This is a genomic window from Thermodesulfobacteriota bacterium (assembly GCA_040755095.1).
Lineage (GTDB): Bacteria > Desulfobacterota > Desulfobulbia > Desulfobulbales > JBFMBH01 > JBFMBH01.
This window is the reverse complement of sequence record JBFMBH010000240.1, coordinates 1-2,631: the sequence shown is the minus strand read 5'-3', so window position 1 is coordinate 2,631 and position 2,631 is coordinate 1. Positions and strand designations below refer to the sequence as shown.

General features: G+C 66.0%; 2 protein-coding genes. One reads left to right on the top strand and one right to left on the bottom strand.

What is annotated here, in order from left to right; all coding sequences use genetic code 11:
• On the bottom strand, positions 1 to 1,056 hold a 1,056-nt coding region (locus AB1634_19320), incomplete at its 3' end, for a hypothetical protein (GenBank protein ID MEW6221663.1).
• Between the two features lie 135 nt (positions 1,057 to 1,191).
• Here AB1634_19320 and AB1634_19315 point away from each other — a divergent pair.
• Positions 1,192 to 2,211 carry an Rpn family recombination-promoting nuclease/putative transposase gene (locus tag AB1634_19315; protein MEW6221662.1) on the top strand — a complete coding sequence of 340 codons (1,020 nt, stop codon included), beginning with the start codon at positions 1,192 to 1,194 and terminating at the stop codon, positions 2,209 to 2,211.
• The last annotated feature ends 420 nt before the right edge of the window (positions 2,212 to 2,631 follow it).

The window sequence follows — 2,631 nt, the reverse complement described above, 5'->3', positions numbered from 1 at the left end:
GTAGTACCGGGCGCCCATATAGATGAGGCCGGTCTCCGGATCGCTGACATGGCCGGTGAAGCCCCGCTCGTTGGCCGGGCCGCCGCTGGTCTCGGCGATGGTCTCGCCGAAGGCCGCGTACTCGTACCGCTTGACCACCGTGCCGGATGCATTGGTCATGAGCCGGACCGAGCCCAGGTGGTCGCTGTGAAACCAGGTCTTGTTGCCGCCCTGCTTCTTGGCGATGAGCATCGGGCCGGCATAGTAGTACTGGACGAGCTGGCCATCATCCACCTCCACCAGCCGGCCGAAGTACTTGGAGGTGCCGGCCGGGCCGCTCTTTTCCACCCGCCGGCCCTGGTGATCGTACCAGAACCGGGTGGTCTGACCGGTCATGGTGACTGAGCTGAGCCGGTTGACGGCATCCCAGGTCAGGGTGCGGCCGTTGCCGGTGAGCATGTTGCCGTTGGCGTCGTAAGTGTAGGTGGCGCCGCCCGCCGTCTTGACGGCATGGGGGTGGGCGGGATCGTAGGTGTAACTGCCCTCTCGGGAGTTGGTCGTGAAGTTGCCCAACGGATCGTAGCCAAAGCTCTGGTCCTGGCTGGGTAAGCCGTTCACCTCCACGCTGGTGAGACGGTTCAGATCGTCGTAGACCAGGGTCTGGTTCAGGCCGGGATGGGTCAAGGAGTCCAGGTCCGTCACCCGGCCGGCGTCGTCATAGTGGTAGGTCGCCTGGTAGACCCGCAGGCCAGTGGCGTCCGTGACCTCGGCCGTTTCCAGCCAGCGGCGAGTCCCGTCGTACCCGTAGCTGGTGGCGGTGCCGTTGGCGAAGTCGGCATCCGTCAGCTGGCCGCGGGCGTCCCACAGAAGGTTGGTGGCATAGCCGGACACGCTTTGCAGGTTGCCGTTGGCGTCGTAGACGTTTTCCACCCGCTCGCCATCCGGATAGGTGATGAACCTGGCGCGGCCGATGGCGTCGTACTCCGTGCCGACCGTCTTGCAGATCCCGCGGCACAAGGTGGTGGAGGTCTCCAGCCCGCGGCTGTCCCAGGCGTGGCTTTTGCTGCCCGCGGTCAACTGAACCGCGTTGCCGGATTTCACCTTCAGGTACCGTCACCGAGCTGAGCCGGTGGGCGGCATCCCAGATCAGGGCGCGGCCGCAGCCGGTCCTCCCGCGTTGACAACCCCTGGCACCCCACGTACCATGCGGCCATGAGCGAGGTGGCCAATCCCCACGATCGGTTCGTGAAGGAGGTCCTGGGCCAGCCGGCCACGGCCCGGGACTTTCTGGTCAACTACCTGCCGGCGGATGTGGTCGACTGCTTTGACCTGTCCACCCTGGAGGTGGTGAAGGACAGCTTTATCGATCCCAAGCTGGCGGAGCACCTCTCCGACCTTCTGTACCAGGTGAGTCTGCAGGACAACCGGCTGGGCTACCTCTACCTCCTCTTCGAGCACCGCAGCCATGTTCTGGGCTGTCCGCCCCTGGATCTCGTGCGCTACGGGGTGCAGATCTGGAGCCGGCACCTGGCCGTCCATTACGCACGCACCCTCCCGCCGATCATCCCACTCATCTTCTACCACGGCCGGAACACATGGGTGCATCCTCTGGACTTTGCGGGGCTTTTTGATCTGCCCGCAGCCCTGGTGCCGTACCGGCCGTCGTGGCGCTACGAGCTCATTGACCTGGCCCGCTGGCCGGATGAGGACCTCAAGGGCGAGGTCCTGCTCCGTTCGTTTCTCCTGGTCACCAAGCACATCTTTGCCGAGGATCTTGGCGAACGGTTGCCAGACATCCTGATTCTGCTCCGGGATCTGGCCCGTTCCAAGACCGGACTGCAGTATGTGGAAACCCTGCTCCGCTACGTGGCTGCCGGTGCGCCGCAGGTGGAGGAGGAGGCCTTTGAGGCCGCCATCGAGACGGCCCTTGCCGCAGGAGGGATCACCATGCCCACACTGGCTGAACGTTGGGAACAACGGGGATTGGAGCGAGGAATGCAGCAGGGGCTGGAACAGGGGCTGGAGCAGGGGCAGCGCCGCACCATGAACGCCCTGCGCCGGAGCATCATCGATGCCCTGGAAGCCCGCTTCGAGGCGGTGCCGGCGGCGGTGCTCCTTGAGCTGGACAAGGTGGAGCGGGAAGAGACCTTGCATCTCCTGCACAAGCGAGCGGTGGTCATCGCCTCGTTGGAGGCGTTCCGGGACTTGGTGCGCCGCACCTTGGCCGACTGAGCCATCCCGCCCAACCCGGCTGCCGTCCGCAGGCCCCCATCGCAGTGATCCGACTCTGCTCCGTGCCGGGCGGCAGCCGAGTCGGCCCCAGGGTGGTCGCCGTGCCCGCCCAGTGAAGTCGTCGGTAGTGCCGCTCCAGCCGTACTCCCTTCCGCCCCTTCCCGAGCCTCCCTGTTGCGCCTTTGCCAGCCCCATACGTTTGATCAGCGCCTGGGGATAGTCCGACCTGGCAGGCGCGGTCTGCCCTGGTGGCGCGCCGCTGCCGGTACTTGAAGGGCTCAGCGCCTCTTGTCCAGAATGCGGCTGGCCAGGAGCGCCCCCAGGATCAGGGCAGCAGCCAGGGGGAAGAAACGGACGCCATGGCGGCCGCAGGAGGGAATGTTGAGGAGCCGCACCTCGCCCTGGAGCAGGGTGGGCGGG